At 62.0% G+C, this 18,626-nt stretch carries 16 protein-coding genes and 8 tRNA genes; 20 read left to right on the top strand and 4 right to left on the bottom strand.

The features are described from left to right. Positions 1–4: 4 nt before the first annotated feature. A complete protein-coding gene (locus tag GJ698_RS09205; protein WP_154357304.1) occupies positions 5–976 on the bottom strand; it encodes an ornithine cyclodeaminase family protein in 972 nt (323 codons plus the stop codon). A 60-nt stretch (positions 977–1,036) separates the two neighbouring features. On the opposite strand from GJ698_RS09205, the gene GJ698_RS09200 reads away from it, so the two are divergent. From GJ698_RS09200 to GJ698_RS09115, 19 genes are all read left to right on the top strand, one after another. Further along, positions 1,037–2,152: an alanine racemase gene (locus GJ698_RS09200; protein ID WP_154357303.1), complete on the top strand. Its 1,116-nt coding sequence runs from the start codon at positions 1,037–1,039 to the stop codon at positions 2,150–2,152. A 127-nt stretch (positions 2,153–2,279) separates the two neighbouring features. Next, positions 2,280–2,687, top strand: coding sequence for a VOC family protein (locus GJ698_RS09195; protein WP_154357302.1), 408 nt, complete (start codon positions 2,280–2,282; stop codon positions 2,685–2,687). A 29-nt stretch (positions 2,688–2,716) separates the two neighbouring features. Then, the gene (gene gltX, locus GJ698_RS09190; RefSeq protein ID WP_154357301.1) at positions 2,717–4,126 is read left to right on the top strand and encodes a glutamate--tRNA ligase; all 1,410 of its coding nucleotides are present in this window, start codon (positions 2,717–2,719) and stop codon (positions 4,124–4,126) included. Between the two features lie 85 nt (positions 4,127–4,211). After that, positions 4,212–4,287 (top strand) — tRNA-Ala (locus GJ698_RS09185). 32 nt (positions 4,288–4,319) lie between these two features. Beyond that, positions 4,320–4,395, top strand: a tRNA-Glu gene (locus GJ698_RS09180). 40 nt (positions 4,396–4,435) lie between these two features. Continuing rightward, a tRNA-Ala gene (locus tag GJ698_RS09175) sits at positions 4,436–4,511 on the top strand. Positions 4,512–4,548: 37 nt separating this feature from the next. Continuing rightward, positions 4,549–4,624: transfer RNA gene (locus tag GJ698_RS09170), tRNA-Glu, on the top strand. A gap of 35 nt (positions 4,625–4,659) precedes the next feature. Next, a tRNA-Ala gene (locus GJ698_RS09165) sits at positions 4,660–4,735 on the top strand. A 30-nt stretch (positions 4,736–4,765) separates the two neighbouring features. Beyond that, positions 4,766–4,841, top strand: a tRNA-Glu gene (locus GJ698_RS09160). A 202-nt stretch (positions 4,842–5,043) separates the two neighbouring features. Then, positions 5,044–5,442: a hypothetical protein gene (locus tag GJ698_RS30880; protein ID WP_229259898.1), complete on the top strand. Its 399-nt coding sequence runs from the start codon at positions 5,044–5,046 to the stop codon at positions 5,440–5,442. A 23-nt stretch (positions 5,443–5,465) separates the two neighbouring features. Next, positions 5,466–7,019: a S9 family peptidase gene (locus tag GJ698_RS09155; protein ID WP_229259897.1), complete on the top strand. Its 1,554-nt coding sequence runs from the start codon at positions 5,466–5,468 to the stop codon at positions 7,017–7,019. 97 nt (positions 7,020–7,116) lie between these two features. Further along, a complete protein-coding gene (locus GJ698_RS09150; protein WP_154357300.1) occupies positions 7,117–7,464 on the top strand; it encodes a hypothetical protein in 348 nt (115 codons plus the stop codon). Positions 7,465–7,851: 387 nt separating this feature from the next. Continuing rightward, a complete protein-coding gene (locus GJ698_RS09145; RefSeq protein ID WP_154357299.1) occupies positions 7,852–8,859 on the top strand; it encodes an ankyrin repeat domain-containing protein in 1,008 nt (335 codons plus the stop codon). Between the two features lie 211 nt (positions 8,860–9,070). Then, positions 9,071–10,612 carry a methyl-accepting chemotaxis protein gene (locus tag GJ698_RS31260; RefSeq protein WP_208023796.1) on the top strand — a complete coding sequence of 514 codons (1,542 nt, stop codon included), beginning with the start codon at positions 9,071–9,073 and terminating at the stop codon, positions 10,610–10,612. Positions 10,613–10,701: 89 nt separating this feature from the next. Continuing rightward, positions 10,702–11,544: an alpha/beta fold hydrolase gene (locus GJ698_RS09135; protein WP_154357298.1), complete on the top strand. Its 843-nt coding sequence runs from the start codon at positions 10,702–10,704 to the stop codon at positions 11,542–11,544. A 1-nt stretch (position 11,545) separates the two neighbouring features. Further along, positions 11,546–12,016: a hypothetical protein gene (locus tag GJ698_RS09130; RefSeq protein WP_154357297.1), complete on the top strand. Its 471-nt coding sequence runs from the start codon at positions 11,546–11,548 to the stop codon at positions 12,014–12,016. Between the two features lie 28 nt (positions 12,017–12,044). Next, positions 12,045–13,748, top strand: coding sequence for a tetratricopeptide repeat protein (locus GJ698_RS09125; RefSeq protein ID WP_166454839.1), 1,704 nt, complete (start codon positions 12,045–12,047; stop codon positions 13,746–13,748). Positions 13,749–13,854: 106 nt separating this feature from the next. After that, a tRNA-Glu gene (locus GJ698_RS09120) sits at positions 13,855–13,930 on the top strand. Between the two features lie 36 nt (positions 13,931–13,966). After that, positions 13,967–14,042 (top strand) — tRNA-Glu (locus GJ698_RS09115). Between the two features lie 45 nt (positions 14,043–14,087). On the opposite strand, the gene GJ698_RS09110 is transcribed toward GJ698_RS09115, so the two are convergent. The 3 genes from GJ698_RS09110 to GJ698_RS09100 form a co-directional block, all read right to left on the bottom strand. Then, positions 14,088–16,088, bottom strand: coding sequence for a S8 family serine peptidase (locus GJ698_RS09110; RefSeq protein WP_154357295.1), 2,001 nt, complete (start codon positions 16,086–16,088; stop codon positions 14,088–14,090). A 10-nt stretch (positions 16,089–16,098) separates the two neighbouring features. Further along, complete coding sequence (locus GJ698_RS09105) at positions 16,099–16,401, bottom strand: hypothetical protein (protein ID WP_154357294.1); 303 nt, start codon at positions 16,399–16,401, stop codon at positions 16,099–16,101. Positions 16,402–16,494: 93 nt separating this feature from the next. After that, the gene (locus GJ698_RS09100; RefSeq protein ID WP_229259896.1) at positions 16,495–17,214 is read right to left on the bottom strand and encodes a hypothetical protein; all 720 of its coding nucleotides are present in this window, start codon (positions 17,212–17,214) and stop codon (positions 16,495–16,497) included. A gap of 188 nt (positions 17,215–17,402) precedes the next feature. Between GJ698_RS09100 and earP the strand changes: the two genes are divergently transcribed. Further along, positions 17,403–18,536, top strand: coding sequence for an elongation factor P maturation arginine rhamnosyltransferase EarP (earP, locus tag GJ698_RS09095; protein ID WP_154357293.1), 1,134 nt, complete (start codon positions 17,403–17,405; stop codon positions 18,534–18,536). Positions 18,537–18,626: the final 90 nt, after the last annotated feature.

The raw sequence follows: 18,626 nt of genomic DNA, 5'->3' as shown, positions 1-18,626 counted from the left end.
CCGCTTACCACGGCCAGGCCACGCTCAGGCCGGCGCCATCCCGTTGCGCTGCTTTATATAGAAACTCTCCCAGCACCAGATCCTGCAAGGCCAGGCCGGTCATGTCGAACACCGTGATGTCCGCCGGTTCGCGCGTGAACGATGCGAGGCCTGCCAGCAGATCCCCCATCTGCACGCTTGCCAGTCCGGTGGCCCACTGCATTTCGCCGAGCGTGCTGGCCTGGGCCTGGTCGTCAACGACGATGCGCGCCTGTTGCAGCAAGCCCTCCGGCAGCTCGCGCTTGCCGCGCGTATCGGCGCCGACGCAGTTGATGTGCGTACCGGGCCGTACCGCGCTGGCGCTGAACAGCGGTCCACGGCCCGGCGTTGCCGTGATGACGACGTCGCTGGCAGCCACCGCCGCATCGGCATCGGCCGCGTGTTCGGGCTTGCCCCAGGCGGCGAATTGTGCTTCAAAGCCGGCGTCCGGTGCGCCGCGGTGCGACACGTAGCGTATCTCTTTCAGCGAAGGCAGGGCGCGCAACGCGGCCGCTGTTTGCGCGGCGGCCTGCACGCCGGTGCCGAACATGCACAGCGTCCGGCTGTCCTGGCGCGCCAGCATGCGCAAGCCGAGTTCGCCCGCCGCCGCGGTGCGCGCGGTGGTGATCGCATTGCCGTCCATGATGCAGCGCGGCCGCCCGGTGGATGGATCGAACAGCATCACCGTGGCCTGGTGCGGCTCGCCGCCCAGCGCGCGGTTGGCCGGCCAGAAGCCGGCCGCCTTGAAGCCAAGCACATCCTGGCTGGCGATATCGCCCGACTTGATGCCGAACACGCCGCCCGTCGCCAGCGCCTCGCGCACGACCGGGAAGATGCGTCCCTGCTGCGTGCCCTGCAGTGTGAATGCGGTGCTCGCCGCTGTGAGCGCCATGTCCGGCGTGAGCAGGCCGGCGATTGCATCGCGGTCCAGAAGCAGAAGTTGGGCTTGATTGCGCATGATTGGCTAATTTGTCTAAAATTGGATAGAATGTATTTTATCGCAAATAAGGAGCTGGTCATGCAAAACATCCTGGAAACCCCGGTCCTGTTGCTGGACGAGCGCCGCATGCAGCACAACATCGAGCGCATGCAGAACCGCATGGACAAGCTGGGCGTGTCGTTCCGCCCGCACGTCAAGACCAGCAAATGCCTGGAAGTGGCGCGCCGCCAGATCGCCGCCGGCGCGCGCGGCATCACCGTTTCGACCCTGAAGGAGGCGGAAGAGTTCTTCCGCGCCGGCGTCGAGGATATTCTGTACGCAGTCGCCATCGTGCCGAACAAGCTGGACCACGCGCTGAAGCTGATCCGCGCCGGACTGCGCCTGACGCTGCTGGTGGAATCGGTGGCGATGGCGGAGCAGGTGGCCCGCCACGGCGCCGAACACGGCGTGTGCTACGAGGTGCTGATTGAAATCGATACCGACGGTCACCGCTCCGGCGTCAAGCCCGCCGACCCGATGCTGCTGGACATTGCCGCCGCACTGCAAGGCGGCGCCCGCCTCAAGGGCGTGATGACGCATGCCGGCGCATCCTATGATCTGAACACGCCGGAAGCGCTGGAAGCGATGGCGGAGCAGGAACGCTCCCGCTGCGTGGCGGCCGCCATGCTGCTGCGCGGCGCCGGCCATGCGTGCGACGTGGTCAGCGTCGGCTCCACGCCGACGGCGCTCAGCGCGCGCCATCTGGACGGCGTGACCGAAGTGCGCGCCGGCGTCTACGTCTTCTTCGACATGGTGATGGCCGACGTCGGCGTCTGTACGCGGGACGAGATCGCCATCAGCGTGCTGTGCACCGTGATCGGCCACCAGCCGGCGCAAGGCTGGATCATCACCGATGGCGGCTGGATGGCGATGAGCCGCGACCTCGGCCATCAAGCGCACGGCTATGGCGTGGTGTGCGACGCCGATGGCCAGCCGCTTCCCGACCTCGGTTTCGGCAAGGCCAACCAGGAGCACGGCGTGCTGCAATGGCGCGGTGACGCGGGCGTGGACATCGTCCAGCGCTTCCCGGTCGGCAGCAGCCTGCGCGTGCTGCCGAATCACGCCTGCGCCACCGGCGCGCAGCACGGGCAGTACCACGTCATCCCGCAAAACGGCGGCGACTGGCCGGTGTGGCCGCGCTTCAGCGGCTGGTAAAAGCGAGCAATCCGCTTGCGGCGGCGTTAAGTCGTTGACGGCAAAGGATTTTTCGCGACCGGAAAGCGAGTTGAGGGCAGGGCGTCCGGGTCTTATTCTGATGGCTTCACCAACAGGAGTCAGACCCATGAAATTCAATCACCTCAGCTTCCCATCCAGCGACGTCAAAGCCACCGCCAACTTCTTCGTGCAGCACCTCGGCTGCGCGCTGGAATTCATCAGCCCGGCGGTGGCCATGCTCAAGCGCGCCGAGTTCGACATCGTGATCGAGGCCAAGGACCATGCCGTGGTCTGGCCGCATAACTTCCACCTCGGCTTCGAACTGCCGACGGTGGATGCGGTCAGCGAGCTGTACCAGCACCTGCTGGCGCAGGGCGTCGTCATGAAAACCGGCATGTTCCAGCACGAGCGCGGCTCGCGCTTCTTTTGCGAAGCGCCCGGCGGCCTGCTGTTCGAAATGAACACCCGCGCCGACGCCCACGAGAAGTACCGCGCCAGCTTTGAGCGCCAAGCCCTCGCCGACACTGTAAAATAGCGCTTTTATATCTCAGCTTTTTTACTTCGATGACCAACGCACCAGCCAAGCCAGTCCGCACCCGTTTCGCTCCCAGCCCGACCGGCTACCTTCACCTCGGCGGCGCCCGCACGGCGCTGTATTCGTGGGCCTTCGCCCGTCACTTCGGCGGCACCTTCGTGCTGCGTATCGAAGACACCGACCTGGAGCGCTCGACCCCGGAAGCGGTGCAGGCGATCATCGAAGGCATGGCATGGCTGGGCCTGAATCACGACGAAGGCCCGTTCTACCAGATGCAGCGCATGGACCGCTACCGCGAAGTGGTGGGCCAGATGCTGGAAGCCGGCACCGCCTACCACTGCTACTCGTCGCCGGAAGAAGTGCAGGCGATGCGCGACCGCGCCACCGCCGCCGGCCAGAAGCCGCGCTACGACGGCACCTGGCGTCCGGAGCCGGGCAAGACCCTGCCGGCGATTCCGGAAGGCCGCAAGCCGGTGGTGCGCTTCAAGAATCCGCTGGACGGCGAGGTGACCTGGAACGATTTCGTCAAAGGCCCCATCACCATCGGCAACAAAGAGCTGGACGACCTGGTCATCGCCCGCACCGACGGCACGCCGACCTATAACTTCTGCGTCGCCATCGACGACCTGGACATGGAAATCAGCCACGTGCTGCGCGGCGACGACCACGTCAACAACACGCCACGCCAGATCAACATCCTGCGCGCCATCGGCGCACCGCTGCCGGAGTACGGCCACCTGCCGATGATCCTGGGTTCGGACGGCGCCAAGATGTCCAAGCGCAAGGACGCGGTCAACGTCATGCAATACCCGGCCGAAGGCTATCTGCCGGAAGCCATCCTGAACTACCTGGCGCGCCTGGGCTGGAGCCACGGCGACGACGAAGTGTTCTCGATGGAACAGGTGTGCGCCTGGTTCGACGGCTCGCACCTGTCGAACTCGGCCGCGCAGTTCAACATCGAAAAACTGAACTGGCTGAACAACCACTATATTAAGCAGGCCGACAACGAACGCTTGGCCGAGCTGGCCAAGCCGCGCATGCTGGCCGCCGCCGCCGTGTTCGACGGCGCACCGGCGCTGGCGACCGTGCTGGGTCTGTTGAAGGAGCGCACCAACACCGTCAACGAACTGGCCGACGCCGCCATGCTGTTCTACCGCGAGCCGCAGCCGGACGCCGCGCTGCTGACCCAGCACGTGACCGACGCCGTCAAGCCGGCGCTGGCCGACTTTGCCGAGCGGTGCAAAACGGTGGAATGGAACAAGGCTGCGATCGCCGCGATGATCAAGGAAGTGCTGGCGGCCCACGGCCTGAAGATGCCGCAGATCGCCATGCCGTTGCGCCTGTTCATCACCGGCCAGTTGCAGACGCCGGCGATTGACGCGGTGCTGGAAATTTTCGGCCGCGACACGGTTGTGGCGCGCCTCGCAAAGTTCCTCTAATTAATTCATTGAAGCAGGGGCAAAGTTGCAAAAGGGTATTTGCATAATACGGCGCCTCTGCTATACTCTTGTCTCTCGCGCAAACGGGGGTATAGCTCAGCTGGGAGAGCGCTTGCATGGCATGCAAGAGGTCAGCGGTTCGATCCCGCTTACCTCCACCAGTTTGCAGAGGTTGTAGTACGGTAGTGCCAAGGTCCCCATCGTCTAGAGGCCTAGGACATCACCCTTTCACGGTGAGTACCGGGGTTCGAATCCCCGTGGGGACGCCAGCTTCGCCAAGGCTGGTCAGTAGTAAAAATCTGTGCCAGAGGGGGTATAGCTCAGCTGGGAGAGCGCTTGCATGGCATGCAAGAGGTCAGCGGTTCGATCCCGCTTACCTCCACCACCGCACAGAGATGATGTAGTAAAAAGGTAGTTCCGAGGTCCCCATCGTCTAGAGGCCTAGGACATCACCCTTTCACGGTGAGTACCGGGGTTCGAATCCCCGTGGGGACGCCAGCGATGGCAAAAGTAGTAAATGTTTTCTGCGCCCGGGGGGTATAGCTCAGCTGGGAGAGCGCTTGCATGGCATGCAAGAGGTCAGCGGTTCGATCCCGCTTACCTCCACCAACAGCGCAGAATGCATATTGAGGTTCCTTGGTCCCCATCGTCTAGAGGCCTAGGACATCACCCTTTCACGGTGAGTACCGGGGTTCGAATCCCCGTGGGGACGCCAAAAAATGATGAAGCCGCCATGAGCGGCTTTTTTGTTGTCTGTGCTCTTCACTTTCCCTCCCTCCAAGCCCGAACACCGTCGCGCAACGTGACAAAGTACGCATTTTTCATCTGGGCAAGATGCTATCCTAAGCAACATTGTGATTAACCTACGTTATCTCCGCTCGCGGGCGAACGGCAGATCAACGCAAACTAGTAATTCCATGAAATTTAACCGTCTCATCGCGGCGAGCGTGGGGCTGCTGCTGTCCGCCACAGTCCACGCCGCGCCGCCGATCGCCGATTTCTTCGACAACGCCGCTTTCAACGGCGCGCTGCTGTCGCCCAACGGCCGCTACCTTGCCGCCCTGGTCGGCGCCAATGATCTGCATGACGGCATCGCCGTCATCGACCTCGGCGACATGAGCGTGCACCTGGCGGCCCGTCTGGAAGACACCGATATTGGCCACGTTCAATGGGTTAATAATGACCGCCTGTTGTTCACCACGATCGACAAGAGCGTGGGGCTGGGCTCGTTCGATGACTATCTGCCCGGCCTGTTTGCGGTCGATCGCGACGGCAAGAATTACCGCCAACTGGCCGAACGCCGCAGCGCTGGCTGAAAAACGGCAGCGACGATCAAAACATGCTGTCGTGGCGCACCTTCATGCTCAACCAGACGGGCGCGCAAGATTCCGACTACGTGTATGTACGGTCTTACGAGGTGGTCGGCAACGACAACATCCCGTCGTGGGAGCTGTTGCGCCTGAATACCCGCAGCGGCCATACACAGTCGGTGGACTATCCCGGCAACCACCAGGTCTGGATGCTGGACCAGAAGGGTGAACCGCGCATCACTACCACGCTCGACAAGGACACCGCGACCATCAACTACCTGGACCCGGCAACCAGGCAATGGCGCGCCCTGAGCACCTACAACGGCTACACGGGCATCGGTCCATTTCATCCGCTGACGTTCGGCCCGGACGGCATGCTCTATGTCGTCGCCAGCAACCAGCAAGGCTTCGATGCCCTGTTCCGCTATGACCTGGAGCACAACAAGGTGGCCGACCAGGCACTGGTCAACCTGGATGGCTTCGATTTCAGCGGCAAGCTGATCATCAGCAAGCAGCGCTTGCTGGGTGTCCGCGTGCATGCCGATGCCGAAGGCGTGTCGTGGTTCGACCCGGAAATGCAGGCGCTGCAAGGTGTCGTCAACAGGTTGCTGCCTGGCGCCGTCAACCTGATCACGCCGCCGACGCGGCCGGAAACGCCGTGGATGCTGGTGGAATCGTATTCCGACAAGCAGCCGCGCCGCTACCTGGTGTTCAACACGGAGACGAAGCGCCTGACCGAAGTGGGGCGGCTGGCGCCGAAGATCAAGCCGGCCGAGATGGGTGCGCGCGATCTTCATTATTTCAAGGCGCGTGACGGCCTCACCATCCCGGTCTGGGTCACGCTGCCGCCTGGCGGCGCAAACAAGAATCTGCCAGCGATAGTGCTGGTGCACGGCGGCCCGTGGACACGCGGCGGCACCTGGGAGTGGGACGCGGAGGCCGAATTCCTGGCCACACGTGGCTATGCGGTGATCGAGCCGGAATTCCGCGGCAGCACCGGCTACGGCAACGCGCTATTCGAGGCCGGGATGAAGCAATGGGGTTTGAAGATGCAGGACGACGTCGCCGACGCCACCCGTTGGGCCATCGCCCAGGGCTACGCCGACAGCCGACGCATCTGCATCGGTGGCGCCAGCTATGGCGGCTACGCCACGCTGATGGGGCTGGCCAAAGATCCGGAGCTGTACAAGTGCGGTTTCGAATGGGTGGGCGTTACGGACATCAACCTGATGTACAACCCAGGCTGGGGTTATACATCCGATGCCACCGAAGGCCTGAAGCGCTACGGCATGCCGGCGATGATCGGTGATCCGGTGAAGGACGCCGAACAGTTGAAAGCCACCTCGCCATTGCTGTTGGCCGACCGCATCCGCCAGCCGCTGCTGCTGGCTTACGGCAGCGCCGACGTGCGCGTGCCGCTCAGCCATGGCGTGAAGTTCCGCGACGCCGTCCAGGTCAATAACCACCAGGTCGAATGGGTGGTGTACGACGAAGAGGGCCACGGCTGGAAACTGCCGAAAAACCGTATCGACTTCTGGAGCCGCGTGGAGCGGTTCCTGGACAAAAATATCGGCAAGAACTGAGAGTCGGTGGAGGTCTTGCCACTAGGCGCATTGCTGTTGATGGTTCTCCAGCAGCTTACGCGTACAGGGCGGGATTAAACGGTAAAGGAAGAATTTTTTGAATAAGAAAACATCAATTAAGATACTTGGAATAATATTCGGCATTACCCTTTTGGCCGAGATTCTGACTTGGGTATTGGGGGCGCCTCCAGAGAAGAGCATAGTCAGATTGCTAGGCTTAACTGGAATGTTTTTATGGTTGCTCAGCGGGTCTCGCTTTGCGCGCTACGCGTTGAGTGTCGTGTACTTTCTGAGTGCGCTTTTGGCCGCATTGTCGGCTGCGCGACCAGGAGAGGCTCCTGCATTCATCGCCCTGTTTTTGTCTTTTAGTACGTTCTCGTTTGTTGCAGCTGTTTTCTTCGTTCGCTCAACTGTCCTGGGTGCATTGACCGATCCAGTACCTTAAACGATAGAATGATGTAGCGTCCGGCCATTCGCTGCCGGACGCTATTGAGATTTTCTAAGTTCATTGCGAAGGCGGAGCCTGACTGTGTCCGTCCGAGAACTCTTAAGGAATGTTGGAAAATAAGAGCCGATAGAGGCCTCGCAATGCAAATTTATTTTGAAATTGTTGCGATACATCTCTTGGGACTGCTAGTGCTCGCTTCAATTGCGGCTTTGGGCGTATTCCTCTATCAATAAAATGACGGGGCTTGGCCCTTGAGGCTCACTGCTCCGTGACGCCAACCGGCCAATAGCGGGCAACCATTTTTCGCATATGAAAAGTAACGAAAATCGCCTTGATCATGTATCTTAAAATTAAAGAATAGATTCGTTAAAGAAGAGGAAGAAATTGCGCATCATTGTAAGTGGTCCCGCAGCAATTTTTGACGCAGCAGGTGTTGAAGTCAAAAGCTTGGAGAGCTTGTCTCGCTTCGATAGTTATCAGTTCGATGGCAAACTGGTGGTGGAGGATGCAGATAATGCACTTTCTCATTTTAAAGGTGGATATTGCTATCTAACGCTTGATCGTGATACAGGTGCACTTCGAGTAAACACTGAATTCCTTGTACACCGCAAGCTAAACACGAGCGAGCTACGTCTACTGGTGCAATGCGTAAATGCTCAATGGTCTGATGGGTTCGGCGAAGAGCACCATTCTATTGCTGAATCTGGCGAGCAAATATCGTGGTACCCGATCCCGTATGACGAAACCTCAATTCGCGTCGAGCAAACCCAAGGATCATTTCTTGCTCGTATCTATTCCCTAATTTCACGCGTCCGCGAGTTTATCGTGACGTCAGCATTGGGTGGCGTTGATCGCCCGGGCAGATGGGGAATGACTCGCCTAATGCAGGCGGCAGCTGAAGGCGATGTTCAAACCTTGACCTATTGCATCAAAAAAAAGGCGAATGTGCATCACCGGGGCGAAGGGGGACGTACGAGCTTGACCATGGCAGTTATGTCCGGGAATCTCCAAATTGTCAAAATTTTGCTGGATGCGGGGGCTAACCCAAACGATGCTGACGATGAGGGAATGAGTGCAGTAATTTGGGCTGCAAACCGGGGGTATTTGACAATTTTAGACGGCTTGGTCGCACGTGGCGCGACGTTGAATGCTGCAAATACTCGCGGTGAAACAGCACTTTTTTATGCGCAAGAAATGTCCATGGTTGAACATTTACTCGTACTCGGGAGCGATCCTTGTCGGCGCGATTTGGCAGGTAATACGGCCGCTCAATACGCGCGCATTCAGGCAGAGGGTTTTAAGACGCTGAAGAACTGGCCGCGACCTGACCGCGTGGCGTTCGAAGAAGCCAAGGCCTCATTACTCGAAAAGAGATGTGCCGAGTTAATTTAATAGTATGAGGGGCCGCTAAGCAAGATTGCGGAGAAATACCGGGCCAGTCGCATGCGTGCATGCACGCCGGTATGCGCTATGGGCAGGAAGACCTCTGCTGCCTGCGTCATAGGGATTTTCGATTTCTTCGATCGTATCCCCTCAAACTTTCCGTTTTGTCCAAGCTCTGTGAGGGCTCATACTTGCGCGCTTTCCATCGAAAGCCGCCGCCATGAAGCTCAGTCTCAAACTCCCTCTCGCCTTTATTTCCGCTCTTCTGGTCGCGCTGGCGGCCGGGCTGGCAGGTATCTACACGCTCAACCATGTGGTGATGGACTCCGGCAAGGCGGTGCAGGACAGTTTTGCGCGCGAACGTGTGGTCGGCTACATCGCGGTGGCCTACAAGGTTGAGGTGCTGCACTGGAAAAATACGCTGCTGCGTGCCGCCGATCCGGCTGTGCAACATCAGCAATGGAATGCTTACCTGGCGGCGGAGGCGGAGGTCGACGGCAAGGCGCGCGCCGTGTTGTCGCAACTGGATGGCGACGCGCGCCAGACCATGGCGCGCTTTGTCGAGCTGCATGCGCAGCAGCGGACGCGCTATGCCGCAGCCCGCGCCATGCTGGTCGACGGCGCCGGCAGTGCGGCGGTTGCCGCTGCCGATGCCAGCGTGCGCGGTATTGATGCCGAGCCGGCCAGCTTGCTGGCCGAGGCTATCGGTCAGTTGACCGCGTCCAGCGCCGCCATCACCGACGCTGCCACCGCCAGCGGCAAACGCACGTTCAATCTGACGGCGGTGCTGATGTTGCTGGTGTCGGCCGTCGCGATTGGCGCCAGTCTGGCGTTGAGCCGCTCGATTATTCGTCCGCTGCACGGCGCCCTGGCTGTGGCGCAAGCCATTTCAAGTGGTGATCTGAGCGGCAGCAAGCCAGCGTCGCGTCGCGATGAATTGGGGCAGATGCTGGGCGCGCTCGGGGATATGACCGCCAGCCTGCACAGGATTGTGTCCGAGGTACGCGGCGGCACGCAGGCGATCGTGACGGCGTCGGGGCAAATTGAAGCCGGCAACGCCGACCTGTCCGCACGTACCGAGCAGCAGGCCGGCGCGCTGGAAGAAACCGCCGCGTCGATGGAGGAGCTGACCGCCACGGTGCGTCAGAACGCCGACAATGCCAACCAGGCGCGCCAGCTGGCGGCCGGCGCGGCGGAAGTGGCGCAGCGCGGCGGTGAAGCGGTGGCGCAAGTGGTGGCCACCATGGCCGAGATCCGCCAGGCGGGACGCGAGATGGGCGCCATCATTGCGGCGATTGACGGCATTGCATTCCAGACCAATATTCTGGCGTTGAACGCGGCGGTGGAGGCGGCGCGCGCGGGCGAGCAGGGGCGCGGCTTCGCTGTGGTGGCCGGCGAAGTGCGGACGCTGGCGCAGCGCAGCCACGATGCGGCGCGGCAGATCAAGGTGCTGATCGAAGCGTCCGGCGCCCACGTGGAGCAGGGTGGGGCGTTGGTCGACCGGGCCGGTTCCACCATGGGCGAGGTGGTGGTCAGCGTGCGCCGGGTCAGCGACATCATCGCGGAAATCAGCCATGCCAGCCAGGAGCAGCGGGCCGGCATCGAGCAGGTCAACCAGGCCATCAGCGATATGGATCGCGTGACGCAGCAGAACGCAGCGCTGGTGGAGGAGTCCGCCGCAGCGGCCGGCGCGATGCGCGAGCAGGCCGTCGGCCTCGCGCGGTTGGTTGATGTGTTCCAGTTGCGCCGCAAAAATCCGTGATTGCGCAGGTGTGACAAAGTACGCATTTTCCATTTTGGCAAGATGCTATCCTGAGCAACTTCATAGTTGATAAGCGGATGGCATCCCTGATGAAATTCCAATTCCCGTTTTTTGCGATCTTGCTGGCCCTGCTTGTTGGCGGCTGCTCCACCGTCAACATCACGTCCAAACAATTCATCCCCAAAGATGCCGGCAAGGTTGCGCTGCTGAAGAAGACGGCGCCGTCCTACCAGGTTGATGATATTGAATTTACTCATCCCGATGGCGCCATCAGCCGAGGCATCTTTGTGCATAAACCTGATGCGCAATTTATGGTGTTGTACTTTATGGGCGCTGGCGTGCGGGTGGATGTCAATGGCGCGATGATCGCAAAGCCGTTTATCGAAATGAACGCGAACTTCATCAGCTACGATTATCACGACTTCGGACGCAGCGATGCGCCCGAGTCATCCTTTGGCTTGCCGGACCTGGAGCGCGAAACTTTGGCGCTGTACGACCATGTGCGCGCCACGACCAAGGGTACGCTCGTGGTCCACGGCCATTCTTTCGGCAGTTTTGTTGCCGCCAAATTGGCGGGCAAGCGACAGTTGGACGCGCTGGTGCTGGAGGGAACCGGCACCAATGCGCAAGCCTATGCCGACAATCAAATTCCCTGGTTCGCCAAGCCGTTCGTGCGTGTCAAGCTGGATCAGGAGCTGCTGGCCATCGACAACCGCGCTGCGCTAAGTTCGTATGATGGGCCGGTGCTGATCATCAACGGCGTCAATGATGTTCAGACGCCGGTTGGCATATCGCGGGAACTGTTCGACAGCTTGAATAATCCGCGCAAGCGCTTTGAGGCTGTCAATGAGGCAGGGCATATGAACTCGATGAGCAAGGCGCAGGCCGTCAGCGCATACCGTGCGTTCATTGGTGGTGCGTATTCGAGTTAACATGCTCTGGTTTATTCTATTTTTTGCCGTCTTCGGAGCATGGTTGGCGTACGAGATTCGCGCATTGGGGCGAATGGGAACTCAGAAATCCGAAGAGGCGGCCAAGTATGCGATGCCGTGGAGGGCAATATCGTATGCGCCACTGGCAAACATTCCTGTGACGTCCTTCCTGGGATACGATGTTTATGAAAAGACGCTGACCGGAGTGGGCAAGGGACTATTTGTTGCGGTAGTGTTTTTTACGCCGATGTTTTATGTTGGATTCGTTATTTTTGGTCTTCCGATATATTTCCTGCTTCTGCGGTTGAATCTCTTAAATGTCTGGACCTTGTGCTTGCCCGTGGCGCTGATATCCTTTGCGTTGTTGACAGGAGAGGTGCCGGGGCTGGTGATCTGCATCCTTGTTGCGTCGGCCGTTGTCGTGAGTGCCGCGGCTTATTTTTTACGGCCCCGGATGACGGGATTGCCATAGCGGTTCTGGTGCTGCATGAAAGATGCAAATGACCACTGCCCAATACGCCTTTTCACTTCTGTTGGCAGCTGCGCTTATGCCTGCCGGCGCGTCCGGAAGCGAACTGCAAAAGGTGGTCGTTAAAGGAAAGCAGGATCCCTCTACGGTTGTCGTGAAAGGCGTGCGTGATCCGTCAGCGTGGTTCCGGATCGAGAGTCAGCACATGATCGTCTATTCCGACGACGATCCAGACGACGTCATTGAGCTGGTCAACAACCTGGAGCGGCTAGATTATCTTCTGCGCTTGTATCTGAAGCCTTTCATGGACGAGCAAGAAGCAATGCCCAAGCCCACGCTGTACTTCCTCAAGGGGCGCGTGAGCTGGCCGCCCGAGATTGGCGAGGAGATGCCGTTCGCCATCGGCATGGCTAATAGCTGTGTATCCGCGACGCAGGTCTTCATTTACAGCGCAGGAAAGAGCTGGAAGCTGCAAAATTCGTCGCTGCTCCACGCGGAAGACGATTACACGCTGATGCATAGCCTATGGCTGTACTCCGAGAATTTCTTGCGCCGCCACACCCGCATTCGCGGTCCCGCGTGGTTCATGACTGGCTTTGTCGCGTATTTCGGCGGCGTGCGCTTTACCGATACTCAAATGGCGATAGGGCGCGATGCCGGCACCTCCTACAATTGGCTGCAGGCGATTGACGAAGGTCGAGCCGGAGGACGTCTTTCTTTCGACGACGTGCTCGATTTTAAACCGACGTCCAAGCCTGTCGCGTACCAAAGTGCCGAGTACTATGAGCGATGGGAATTCATGGGGCGCGCTTTCAATCTCATGCACTACATGCTTTCGTCGGAGGAAAATCGCGGCAGGATGGCGAAGTACCTCGACGCGGTCAATAATGGCGCTGACTCCGGTGCGGCGTTCGCCGAGATATTCGGCCTGGCGGGCCGTGATCTCGACGCGGCCATGTGGCGCTACCGGCGGATGTCTCTGCAAATTCTTCAGGTCGACGTGCCGACTCTGCCCAGGGCCGACATCGACTTCACCCGCTTAAGCCGCATCGAAGGAGAATTCGTGCTCGACAACGCCGTGCTGAAGACCTGTCCTGCGCCCACCCAGGGCGGAAAGCTGCTGGCGCGCTTGACGGTGGCCGCAGCGACGGCCCCTGCCGTCGATTTTGCCCAGACGGCCTTGAGCCGCGCCCAGGTCGAGTGGGGCGATCCGCGCGCCGCCATCGGCTACCTGTCGCGCGCCGTAGACAACGATCCCTACAATCCCGAGTTGCATTATCTGTTAGGGGGAGCCTACGCAAAACTGGCGGAAAACGCCGGCGCAAAAAAGCCGGACTTGCTGGCGTTGGCACAGGCCAGCCTGATGCAGGCCTCCGTCCTTGCGCCCGAAGCGCCGGAGACATCGTATGCGCTGTTCCGCGTTGCGCTCATGGGCACCGCGCCGGCTGAAAAAGACATGGGCAAGGCAATCACCGCCTGGCGTCATGGCTATGACGTTCCCGCATACGCGCGCATGGCCGCGCTGGCCTACGCGTGGCTGGGCGATGCCGCCGATTCGTATCAGGCATTCAATACGCTGGTTAGGGATAATGGGAATCCCGAGAGCGCCGCGTGGGCGGCAAGCTGGCTCGCCAGATTGGAGCGGGGCGTGCCGCGCGATGAACTGCTGACGGCGATGCGCAGGGAAAATTCGGCGCCGCCCGGCTTCAGAGCGTGGATGGATGGCGGCCGCTAGGCGGCAACGTTGCAGCGCTGCCAATCTTGCTGTGATTTTCCTGCAAAAACAAGGGTTTGGTATTGCGTTCGTGGAATTAGGCTGCTATGATTCGCGCCTTGGAAATGTCCCCATCGTCTAGAGGCCTAGGACATCACCCTTTCACGGTGAGTACCGGGGTTCGAATCCCCGTGGGGACGCCAAAAGACATTTCCAAATGGCCAGTACGGACAGTTTCTGTCCCCATCGTCTAGAGGCCTAGGACATCACCCTTTCACGGTGAGTACCGGGGTTCGAATCCCCGTGGGGACGCCAAATCATGCAAAAAGCCGCCTTGAGCGGCTTTTTGCATTTCCGGCCCTACCACATGATCGGATTGTAGGGCTTGGGCAGCGGGAACTGGCCCACGTGCAGCGGCTGCCAGTGCGGGTGGTACATCATCTGCGCCCGCGCCAGGTCCAGTCCCAGCGGATCGTAGACCACCGGATTGCCGACGATGAGCCCGGCCATCATAGGCGTCATCACGCCGGCCTGTTGCGGCGCCACCGCTTGCGCCGGCTGCTGGCCCGGCTGCGCCTGCAGGCCGACCGCCACCAGCACATCCGGCAGGCCGTAGCCGATGCGGCTCTGGTCGCCCTGGCTGACGCGGCGCGCGCTGGCGCGGATGATCTGGAACAGCCGCTCCACCCGTTCCGGGCCGCGCGTCTTGTACGGCGCGGTCTGGAAGTCCGGATGATGCGCCAGCGTCAGCGCCGCCAGACCGGTCACATGCGGCGTCGCCATCGAGGTGCCGTCCCAGGCCGCGAAATTATTCGGCGGCACGCAGGAGGTGATCGCCACGCCCGGCGCGCACACCGCCACCTGCGGCCCGAAGCAGCTGAACTTGGCCGTGAAGTAGCCGTAGGCGTCGACGTTGCTGTCCAGCGTCTGCGCGTGGTAGCTGTCGGCCGGGAATTCATCCAGCTTGCCGATGGCCGCCACTGCCAGCACGTTGGGCGAGGAAGCGGGATATTGCACCGCGCCGCCCGAATTGCCGGCCGCGACCACGCACGCCACGCCGGCGCGCTTGGCGCGGATGATCTGCTGCTCCAGCGCCTCCGACACTTCGGCGCCGCCCAGCGACAGGTTGACCACGTCGACCTGCTTGTCGATGCAGTATTCCAGCGCGTCGATCAGCTGGCTGACCTGGCCGCCGGGGAACAGCTTGCAGGCGTGCACTTCCGCCTCCGGCGCAAAGCCGCGGATGCCCGAGGCGATGTCGGCCGCCGCGATGACGCCGGCGCAGTGGGTGCCATGGCCCAGCGTATCCTGGTCCCAGCCGTCGGGATTGGTCTGCTTGTTGAGCACGTCGAAGCCGGCGCGGATGCCGTGCAGATTGTCGTGCGTGGTGGCGGCGCCGGAGTCGATGATGGCGATCTTCACGCCCTTGCCGCGGTAGTTGCCGGGCAACTGGTCGAGCCGCATGGCCTTCTGGCCCCAGCCGTAGCAGCGCTGGCGCGGAAAACCGGCCAGCGCCGGCCAGTCGGACAGCGCGCGCAACGCCACCACATTCGGTTCGTCATTGCTGATGTCCGGATCGCTCTGGTAGAAGCTCCAGTAATCGGCCTTGGGCTTGACGTACAAGCCGCGCACCGTGTCGGCGGTTTCGCCGAACAGCGACAGCGTCACGCGACCGTTGGCGTCGGTCACGCCACTGGCCGGCAGCATGCTGCCGAACAGCGAGACTTCGGCGTCGGCCTGCGGCGCGCCATCCTTGCCGAGGACGTTGATGACGGCGTTGAGCACCGGTCCGCCGCCATTGGTCGGCGTAACGCCGGTGACCATGGCCGGCAGCCGCAGCGACGGCTCCATCAGCGCCAGATGCTGGTCGCGCTCGACCAGCAGGCGGCCCTGGCCCTGCTGGTGCAACGCGGCGGCTTTCTGTTCCGTCATGCGCGCCACCAGCACGCCTTGCGCGCTGCCGCTGCCGTTGGACAGTGCGCTCAACACGGAGCGCGGGCCGACCTTGTCGACCACTTCGATATCGCTGCTGTTGCGCAGCGCCTGCTCCAGCGCGTCGAACGCCAGCGGCTGGAAGCCCAGCGTCTGCAAGCCTTCCGGCGGATGGCGCGGGGCGATCACAAATTGTTTTTTGCGCGCGCCGATGTTGTGGCCAACTTCGCCGGCGTGACCGTTGCTGTGCGGCGCGGCGTCGCCATCGGGAGCGGCGGCGCTGGTCTCGGTGGTGCGCGCTTCGGCGCCGCCACCCGGCGCACGGCGACCGCCGCCGGGATTAGCGCTTTCGGCGAGGGGCGCGCTGTCGCCGTCGGCGGTGGCGAGGTCTGGCGGAATGAGGCCGCCGCCATTGGGATTCTTGGGCATGATATTCCTTTCAAAGGGGGGCGAACGGGCGGTTGTCGAACATCGACAGCGGCTGATCCGGCTCTATCGTCAATTGGTGCGTGGGCGTGCCGGTGGTGCGGAAATGCTGGTCCAGCAGGCGCGCCTTGTCCGGGCTGATCTCCACCACCGCCGTGTGCGGCCGGTCGAGCGGACCGATCACGTCGACCACGGCGATCTCGGGATCGGTCGCGGCCACCGTCAGGAAGTCGTTGAGCGGCGCGCCGCGCGCGGCGTGGACCAGGAAGCGCGCCTTGTCCGGCATGGCTTGCGTGGCGCTTGAGGTTTCAGGCATGAGGAATTCTCCTTAAAGCACAGCGCCCTCCGGCGGCGCAAGCCGCCGGAGGGCCGAATGGCGAACGCCCGCGTCCGGGCGTCGCCGCCGCGATCAATGCAGGGTTTGCTGGCCGTACAGCGCGGTGTTGCCTTGCTGTGCCGCCAGTTGGGCCAGCTGAGCCAGCTGCGCCTGTTGTGCGTAGGCCGCCGTCACCGGATCGACGCCGAACGGCAGCATGCCGCCCAGCTGGCCGGCGAAGCCGCCGATGGTGTTGCCCAAACCGGCGTTACCGAAGGCGCCGCCGATCGCGCCGCCCAGCGGTTGGGCCACGCTCTTGATGATGTTGCCGAACCAGCCCTGCGGCGCCAGCCCTTGTTGTTGCAGCTGCTGTAGTTGTTGCAGTTGCGCTTGCTGGGCATAGGCCTGGCTGACCGGGTCGGCGCCAAACGGCAGCATGCCGCCCAGCTGGCCGGCGAAGCCGCCGATGGTGTTGCCCAGCCCGGCGTTACCGAAGGCGCCGCCAATGGCGCCGCCCAGCGGCTGGGCCACGCTCTTGATGATGTTGCCGAACCAGCCTTGGGGCGCCAGCTGGGCCTGTTGTAGCAGTTGTTGTTGCTGTGCTTGCTGCGCATAGGCAGCGGTGACTGGATCCACGCCGAAGGGCAGCAGCCCGCCGCCGATGCCGCCGGCGGCCGAGCCGATCTGGCGGCCCAGGTTGGCATTGCCGAACAGGCCGCCGATGCCGCGACCGATCAGGCCGCCCAGCGGGGCGCCGATCAAGCCGCCGAAGAAGCCTTGCGGGGCCAGGTCGCCGTATTGTTGGGGCATCATTTGTGGTTGTCCATAGTATTGTTGAAACTCGTTCATGACATCTCCTTGTTGTGGTTTGGATTCGCAGCGTGCCGTCAGGCGGCGCTGGTACGATTGGACTGGCAAGGCGCGCGCGAAGTTTTGGTATTCTTGGTGGCTATCGCGCGTTAATCAGGTATCATCCAGCCCCGACTTTTCTGCCCGCACCCATGATGAAATTCCGCCGCCTGGACCTGTTTTGCCGCGTTGTCGATAACTATGGCGACATCGGTATCTGCTGGCGCCTGGCCAAACAGCTGGTGCGCGAGCATGGCCTGGCCGTCACGCTGTACGTCGACGACCTGGCCAGCTTCCGCCGCATCTGCCCGGTGGTGGACGTGGCGGCCGAACGCCAGCTGGTGGACGGCGTGACCGTGCGGCACTGGCGCGACCAGGACGGCGTCTACACGCCGGCCGAGGTAGCCGACATCGTGATCGAATTCTTCGCGGTCGATATCCCGCCCGGCTATGTCGACGCCATGGCGCAGTGCGAGCCGCGTCCGGTGTGGTTCAACCTGGAGGGGCTGACGGCGGAAGAGTGGGTCGAAGGTTGCCACCGCTTGTCGTCGATGCAGCCGCGCGGGCTGACCAAGCATTTCTTCTTCCCCGGCTTCACCGATAAAACCGGCGGCCTGCTGCGCGAGGCGGAACTGGCGCAGCAGCGCCTGCAGTTCGAGCCGGCCGCCTTCCTGTCTCAGCTGGGCCTGACGCCGGCGGAAATCGCGGCCACCAAGGTATCGCTGTTCTGCTATCCGCATGCGCCGGTGGCGGCCCTGTTCGACGCCTGGCGGCAGGGCGACGCGCCGATCGCCTGCCTGGTGCCGGAAGGCGTGGCGGCCGACGCCGTGCGCGCCTTCACCGGCGGCGACGGCGGAGCAGGGACGGTGGTCACGCGCGGCGCGCTGACGGTGCGCGTACTGCCTTTCGTGCCGCAGCCGGATTACGACAAGCTGCTGTGGGCCTGCGACCTGAACTTCGTGCGCGGCGAGGATTCCTTCGTGCGTGCGCAGTGGGCCGGCAAGCCCTTCATCTGGCACATCTACCCGCAGGACGAAAACCTGCACCACAAGAAGCTGCGCGCCTTTTTGCAGCGCTACGCCGGCGAACTGCCGCACCTGGCCGACTTCGCGCTGCGCTGGAACGGCGCCGGCAACGGCGCGGCCGACGACTGGCGCGCGCTGTGGGCCGCGCTGGCGGCGGAAAGCGGCGCCGCGACGACCCGCGCCGAGGCATGGCAACAACAGATGCTGGCGAACGGCGATTTGGCCGGCAATCTGCTGTCGTTTGCGGCCACGCTGAGATAGGCGCTGCCGGAAAAACAATGTACAATGCCGGGTTAATCTCTATGACGCATTTTTTACCCGATCAAGCGTAAGCCTGCGTGGCGACGATGA

The organism is Duganella aquatilis, from assembly GCF_009674565.1.
GTDB lineage: Bacteria > Pseudomonadota > Gammaproteobacteria > Burkholderiales > Burkholderiaceae_D > Rugamonas > Rugamonas aquatilis.
This window is presented reverse-complemented; position numbering and strand designations above follow the sequence as displayed.